Origin of the sequence: Novosphingobium sp. B-7, from assembly GCF_000410615.1 — a bacterium.
GTDB classification, from domain to species: domain Bacteria; phylum Pseudomonadota; class Alphaproteobacteria; order Sphingomonadales; family Sphingomonadaceae; genus Novosphingobium; species Novosphingobium capsulatum.
The window spans coordinates 7,905-14,432 of record NZ_KE148517.1 but is presented as its reverse complement, the minus strand read 5'-3'; the positions used below and the strand labels follow the sequence as shown (position 1 = coordinate 14,432).

Sequence of the window (6,528 nt, the reverse complement as noted above, 5' to 3'; positions counted from 1 at the left end):
GCGCCTGGGCCACCAAGCCGATCACGGCAGCGGTCGCCTTGCCATCCTCGGGCTTGGCCCGCACTTTCACCAGCACGCGGCCGTCTTCGATCGCCACGCCTTCGGCCCGCGCACCGGGCGTGACGCGCACCGTCAGGCGGTGTTCGCCATCGGCCAGCGCGCGCAAGGCTGCGGCGGGCGGCAGATCAGGCTTGGGCCGTGCCATTGAGCGCCTCGGCCACGGCGGCGGCATGGGCCTGGCCGTTTTCGACATAGTGCGCCACGCCGTGCTGCATGTCGGCCAGCGCTTCATCGCTCAACTCGCGCATGAAGGCAGCAGGGCGCCCGCTCCACAGCTGGCGCGCGGGGATGCGCTTGCCCGGCGTCAGCATGGCGCCCGCCGCCAGCATGGCATCGCTTTCGATCACCGCGCCATCCATCACGATGGTGCCCAGGCCCACGAACGCGCGATCGTGCAGCGTGCAGCCGTGGACCATCGCCATGTGGCCAATCAGCACGTCCTCGCCAATCAGTGTGGGAAAGCCTTCCGGACGCCCCGGCTTGGGGCTGTCGCAATGGATCACCGTGCCATCCTGCACATTGCTGCGCGCGCCGATCACCACGCGGTTGACGTCAGCCCGGATCACGCAGTTGTACCAGATCGATACCCCTTCCGCGATGGTGACGTCACCCACGATGCGGCATCCCGGCGCAATGAATGCGCTGGGGTGGATCTGCGGCGTCTTGCCATGCAGCGGCAGGATGGTGACATCGGCGCGGCTGGTCATGCCGCTCACCGGTTGAGCAGCCGCGCGGCATGCGCGGCATGATAGGTCAGCACGCCGGAACAGCCCGCCCGCTTGAACGCCAGCAGCGTTTCCAGCACCAGCGCATCGCGTTCCCCCGCGCCGGCGGCCACGGCCGCCTCGATCATCGCGTATTCGCCGCTCACCTGATAGGCAAAGACCGGCACGCCGAATGCCTCTTTCACACGCACGGCAATGTCGAGATAGGGCAGCCCGGGCTTGACCATCACGCTGTCCGCGCCCTCGGCCAGGTCCAGCTCCACCTCGCGCAGGGCTTCCTCGGCGTTGCCCGGGTCCATCTGGTAGGTCTTCTTGTCCCCCTTGAGCAGCCCACGCGAGCCCACGGCATCGCGGAACGGGCCGTAAAAGGCCGAAGCATATTTGGCGGCATAGGACATGATCTGCACATTGGCGTGGCTGGCGCCTTCCAGCGCATCGCGGATAGCGCCGATGCGGCCGTCCATCATGTCGGACGGGGCGATGATATCGGCGCCGGCCGCCGCTTGGTTGAGGCTTTGCCCCACCAGCACTTCGACCGTGGCGTCATTCTCGACATAGCCGGCATGGTTCACCAGGCCATCCTGGCCATGGGTGGTATAGGGATCGAGTGCCACGTCAGTCAGAATGCCGATGGCATCGCCACAGGCGTCGCGGATCGCGCGGATCGCGCGGCACATCAGGTTGTCGGGGTTGAGCGCCTCGCGCCCGTCGTCGCTGCGCCGCTCGGCCTGGGTATTGGGAAACAAGGCCAGGCAGGGAATGCCCAGGTCCACCGCTTCACGCGCCCGCGCCACCATGCCGTCGACCGACCAGCGCGACACGCCCGGCAGCGAGGCGATCGGCTGTTCCACGCCGGTGCCTTCAGTCACGAACAGCGGCCAGATCAGATCGGCCGGGGTGATCAGCACCTCGCGGTGCAGGGCGCGGCTCCAGGCGGTGGCACGGGTGCGGCGCAGGCGGGCTTGGGGATAGCTGGCGATCATGCCACCTGTGCTAGGCCCAAGGGCGAACGCGGGCAACGGGGCAGTTTGTCCTGCCGTCAGGCTTCGTTAGTGGAAAGCGTGCCACATTCGGCCACGCCATAGGCACGCACCGTGGTGGGCATAATGCGATAATCCGGCCGGCGCGCGGCATAGAGACGATGACGCGCGATGCGGGCAATGCTGACCCGATCGCCCTGGTTGCCGCCCAGCACGTGATAGGCGGCCTCGTCCTGCGCCACGCACAGGCCGACATGGCCACCACCCGACCGCTGGAACACCAGCACGTCACCCAGCATCGGCTGCGCCGCCGCCCCGCCAAACCGCGCCCAGTTGAGCGCCCATAGCGGATTGGCCGGCAATGGCTTGCCCGCGCGCTGCGCCACCAGGGCCATGAACAGGCCGCACCAGGCCGTGCTGTCGGCACGATAGGCGCGGGCCACGTCACCGCCGATTTCGGCAGCCCACGCCAGGATGACAGGGTTGCTGGCCGGGCCCGCCTGCTCGGCCGTGTCGATCAGTGCCAGGCCTTCGCGCAGCATACGGGGCAGGGGTTGCAGGGTGGCAAGCCAGCGATAGGCAGGGGGCAGGACGGGCATAGGGAAACCTCGCATCGGCGTGGCTCCCACTGGCCCGCCACGCGTTTTCCTGCGCCCGCCCCGGCACCAGTTGAATCGTTACAGGTGACCTTGCGCCTTGGCGCAAGCACCCGGCACATGAACGCAACATGATTGACACAGAGCGCCGCAGCGGCCAACGGGGGCGCCTTCGTTCAGCCGACCAGCCGGGGGGAGGGGCCATTTCGGGTCCGGGGCCTTGGCTGGTGGCGAGACGTGGGGAAGCCCGCACGCGCTTTTCGATTTGGGTTTTTATTGCGCGTGTGACTTGGCGACCTTGCGCCCGTGTGATGCCTTGGAATGTCTAAAAGTGCCTTCGGCAAAATAGCTTGTGTCTTTTCCGCAGTGGCCGTTCTGGCTGCCCTGCAAATGTCCGCACCCGCCGTTGCGGCCAACCAGCCTCTTTCCCAGCCCGCGATTACGCTGCCCGCCCTGGCGCCTGACACCGCCCAGCCGGCCGAGGCCGAATCGCCCGCTGATGCCGCCGCCACAGCGCCGGCAAGCCTGCAATCCGCCATCGATGCGCCGTCCACCGTGGACCAGGCCCAAGTGGAATGCATGGCCAAAGTCATCATCCACGAAGCCGGCAACCAGCCCCGTCTCGGCCGTGCCGCCGTCGCTCAGGTGATCCGTGCGCGAACCCAGGATCCGCGCTTTGCCACCAAGCCATGCGCCGTGGTGCGCCAGCCTGGCCAGTTCTTCAACGTCGACGCCTATAACCCGCCGCGCGATACCGACCAGTGGCGCGAAGCCGTTGCCATCGCCACGCAGGTATTGAACGGCGAAGGCGACAATCCGGTTCCCGGCGCGCTGTTCTTTCACACCGCCAGCAGCCCGATGAAGGGCCGCACCAAGGTGGGCCGCATCGAAGGGCATGTGTTCTATCGGTAAGCCGCGGTTTTGCCGGAACGCAAAAAAGGCCGGCGTGGTTGCGCCGGCCTTTTTTGTACGTGGATGCAATTGCGCCGTCAGCCGCCCGAATTCATCGGCATCTGCGTTTGCGAGCGTTCGATCAGGCGCTGGTTCTGCTGGCGCTGCTCTTCCCAATCGCTTTTGCGCATGCAGACCTTCTTGGACCGCAGCAGCGATCCGGTCTCGGCAAAGCGTTCGCAGATCATCGGATCGGCGTCCTTGGCCGGCTTTGCCGCAGCAGCAGGCGTGACCGCCGGCGCAGCAGCGGCAGCCGGAACGGGGGCGGCCGGGGCCGATTGCGGAGCAGACGTGGTGCTGGACTGCGCAGCGCTGGCCAGCAACAGCGGCGCGGCAAGGGCAATAGACAGGAACATGGGCCAAATCCCTCAGTTACGGGGCATTTATTGCATGGCGTGACAATGCCCCCAACCGGGCAGCGCAGCAAGCCCCCTTGCGCGATGCCCAGCCTGCCAACGGCACTTACACCGCGCCATCACTGGCAATGATCCGCGCCACCGCCTCCTGCTCGACGCTGTCGAGGTCGGGATGCCACAGGTCGAAGATCAGCACGACCCGTAGCCGGTCGCTGGGATTGGCGGCCTCGTGCTCGATCGTATCATCGAACACGAAACCCTCACCTTCGCGCCAGGGACGGGTTTCCGCCCCCACGCGGAACCAGCAACCAGGCGGAACCACCAGCGGCAGATGGCACAACAACCGCGTGTTGTTCACGCCGACATGGGGCGGAATGGTCGTGCCCGGCGCCAGGAGAGAGAACATCGCATTGGGCGATGCGCCGGGAATGCGGGGCTGGGCCACGGTCTCCAGCAAGGCCATCGTCGCGGGGCAGGCTGCCGCGTTGACATCGATGCGATTGCCCTGGCGCAGCAGGTGAATGGCCGACCAATCGGGATTGCGATTGAGATCGCGCCACTGCGCCAGCGCTTCGTGATCCTCATATTGCAGATAGGGCAGCAGTTCTGCCCGGCCAGAGGCAAGCAGCGTTTCCATCTCGGCCCGGATCACCGGCGTGGCGCGTTCGAACTCAGGCAGCCAGGGAAAGCGGGCGCGAGGATGAAATTCGCGCTCGACCAGGCCGGGATAGTGAAAATGCGTCGGGCAGCTGCGGAATGGCCGGGTGCGCCGCAAGACATTGTTGCGCATGCGGGTGATCCGCCAGTCACGATCGCTGTTTTCGCCGTTGCACAGCGTGCCGATCGCGGCATCGAGCCGCGCCTCGCGCTTTGCACTCCATTCGGCGTGCCAGCGTTCACCGGCGGCCACGGCCATGGCCAGCGGGGCAGGGAGTTCGCCCGACGGACGCTGCGCCAGCGCCTCGTGCCAGGCACGGCCAGCCTCATCGGGCGCGAGGCGCTCCAGCAGGCTGGCGCGCAAGGCCAGCGCCATGAAATCCAACGGCGCCAGGGCCAAGGCTTGGTGCACGGCATCCAGCGCGCGCTGCGGCTGGCGCAGGGCGCGGCGCAACCCCGCCAGGCGCAGCCACGCCTGGTCCAACGCCACCTGTCCGGGTGGCGCCTGCGCAATGATGTTTTCCAGCGCTTGCGCCGCGCTTGCCAGATCCCCCCGGTTTACATGATTGTCTACGTCTTGCCTTATCCTGTCTTGCCATGCCCCCTGCATGATCTTCCCCGTCCAAACACCAGGCCCCCCCGGGCCTGTTCAACGCGTATCAGTCTGGCACCGGCCAATCCGGCAGGCGCTCGTCCTCAATTCCATAGCCAAAGTGATCTGCCCAAGGACGCAGCACGTCCATGATGGGCGCCAGGTGGCGTTCGTACCGGCGCCAGCGCCCGCTGGCGCGGCGATAGAGCGGCTCGGTCACCTGGGAATAGCTGGCGCTCGACACCAGCCCTCGATCGCGCGCGGCGCGGGTATGATCGATGCGGTCGGCCGGATAGGCCAGCCCGGCCCAGTCGAACAACGGACGCAGCACGCGCTCGGAATCCTCAACCAGCCGTTCATAGACGACCGTTGCCACCGGCAGATCGAACAGCACGCGGGCCTTTTCCCAATGCGCGAAGGTCAGGTCATACAGCGCAGCGGCATCGTCCAGATCTAGGAAGTTGGCCATCGCGCTGTTGGTGCGGAAGTGGGTGAGATAACAGCTGAGCACGACATCACAGGGATGGCGCAACGACAGCACGAACCGCGCATCGGGAAACAGGCGGCGGATGATCGCCACCTTGTTGAGATGCAGCGGCTGCTTGTCGACCACGATGCGGCCCGAGCAATCGCCGAACAGCGCATCGACCTTGGCAAAATAGGCATCGCGGGCCGCGGCCACCTGCGCCGGGCTCGCCTGGTCGAGCGCGGCCACGCCGCCCAGCGCGGCCTCTGCCTCGACGATGAACGGCTCTTCCTCCAGCACCGCCACATCGGGATCGGCCATCAGCAGCGTATCGAGCAGGGTAGTGCCCGATCGCGGAAAGCCCACCAGAAACAGCGGGCTGGCGCGCGGCGAGGGCGGCGGCGGCGGCGTCCAGCCCGCCAGCCATGCTGGTGATAGTTGATCGGCGGCCTGGGAGATGGCCTCGCGATAGGCGCGTGCCCGCTCGCGCGGCCCGGTTGGATCGCTTTGCCAATGCGCGTTCATCGCGGTGAACGCGGCAAAGGCCTCGTCGTGGCGACCGAGACGATCGAGCAGCAGGCCGCGCAAATGCAGCGTGCGTTCGGGAGCCATCGCATCGCCAACGCGGTCGAGTGCTGCGAGCGCTCCCATAGCGTCCCCGGCCCGCTTGCGATGGAGCGCCTCGATAAACGCGCGCGAGCCATCGTCAGCGCCCACCTCCGCCGCAATCCGGGCCAGATCGGCGATTTCATCCTCGCGGTTGATGCGTTCCAGCACGGCGGCGAGCCCGGCATAGGCGCTGCCCATCGCCGGATCGAGGACAATGGCGCGGCGATAAGCCGCTTCTGCTTCGGCAAAGCGATTGGTGCGGCTGCCTTCGGCGCCAAGATCGTGATGCAACGCGGCATCGTCCGGGCTCAACCGCGCTGCTTCGGCCAGTGCCGCAAAAGCGGCCGCATCATCACCGCGGACACGGTGAATGGTATGTTCGGCGATCAGCAGCTTGGCATCATCGGGCCACAGCTGACGGGCCTGCGCCACTTCGCGCTCTGCCGCGTCCAGTTCGCCCGCGGCAACCAGCACATTGACGAGATTGACGCGGATCGGCGGCGAATCCGGAGCCAGCTGCACGGCGCGGCGCAGCG

General features: G+C 66.9%; 8 protein-coding genes. 1 reads left to right on the top strand and 7 read right to left on the bottom strand.

Annotation, left to right across the window (positions count from 1 at the left end):
- The 4 genes from H926_RS30380 to H926_RS0123755 form a co-directional block, all read right to left on the bottom strand.
- Nucleotides 1–205 (bottom strand): DUF167 domain-containing protein (locus tag H926_RS30380; protein WP_022678454.1); only part of this gene is annotated, 205 nt, incomplete at its 3' end.
- On the bottom strand, nucleotides 186–767 hold the full coding sequence (locus tag H926_RS0123765) for a gamma carbonic anhydrase family protein (protein WP_022678453.1): 582 nt from the start codon (nucleotides 765–767) through the stop codon (nucleotides 186–188). The genes H926_RS0123765 and H926_RS30380, both read right to left, overlap by 20 nt.
- 5 nt (nucleotides 768–772) lie before the next feature.
- A complete protein-coding gene (gene hemB / locus H926_RS0123760) occupies nucleotides 773–1,768 on the bottom strand; it encodes a porphobilinogen synthase (RefSeq protein WP_022678452.1) in 996 nt (331 codons plus the stop codon).
- Nucleotides 1,769–1,824: 56 nt separating this feature from the next.
- Complete coding sequence (locus H926_RS0123755; RefSeq protein ID WP_022678451.1) at nucleotides 1,825–2,364, bottom strand: TIGR02594 family protein; 540 nt, start codon at nucleotides 2,362–2,364, stop codon at nucleotides 1,825–1,827.
- A gap of 387 nt (nucleotides 2,365–2,751) precedes the next feature.
- Here H926_RS0123755 and H926_RS0123750 point away from each other — a divergent pair, with 387 nt between their 5' ends.
- Nucleotides 2,752–3,273: a cell wall hydrolase gene (locus tag H926_RS0123750; protein ID WP_022678450.1), complete on the top strand. Its 522-nt coding sequence runs from the start codon at nucleotides 2,752–2,754 to the stop codon at nucleotides 3,271–3,273.
- A 77-nt stretch (nucleotides 3,274–3,350) separates the two neighbouring features.
- On the opposite strand, the gene H926_RS0123745 is transcribed toward H926_RS0123750, so the two are convergent.
- From H926_RS0123745 to H926_RS30370, 3 genes are all read right to left on the bottom strand, one after another.
- Entirely contained in the window at nucleotides 3,351–3,668 is a 318-nt protein-coding gene (locus tag H926_RS0123745) for a hypothetical protein (RefSeq protein WP_022678449.1), read from the bottom strand.
- A gap of 106 nt (nucleotides 3,669–3,774) precedes the next feature.
- Nucleotides 3,775–4,815 (bottom strand): aspartyl/asparaginyl beta-hydroxylase domain-containing protein, encoded by a 1,041-nt coding sequence (locus tag H926_RS30375; protein ID WP_158442050.1) that lies wholly within the window; start codon nucleotides 4,813–4,815, stop codon nucleotides 3,775–3,777.
- A 169-nt stretch (nucleotides 4,816–4,984) separates the two neighbouring features.
- The coding region (locus H926_RS30370) for a sulfotransferase (RefSeq protein ID WP_202804802.1) at nucleotides 4,985–6,528 on the bottom strand (1,544 nt) is incomplete at its 5' end.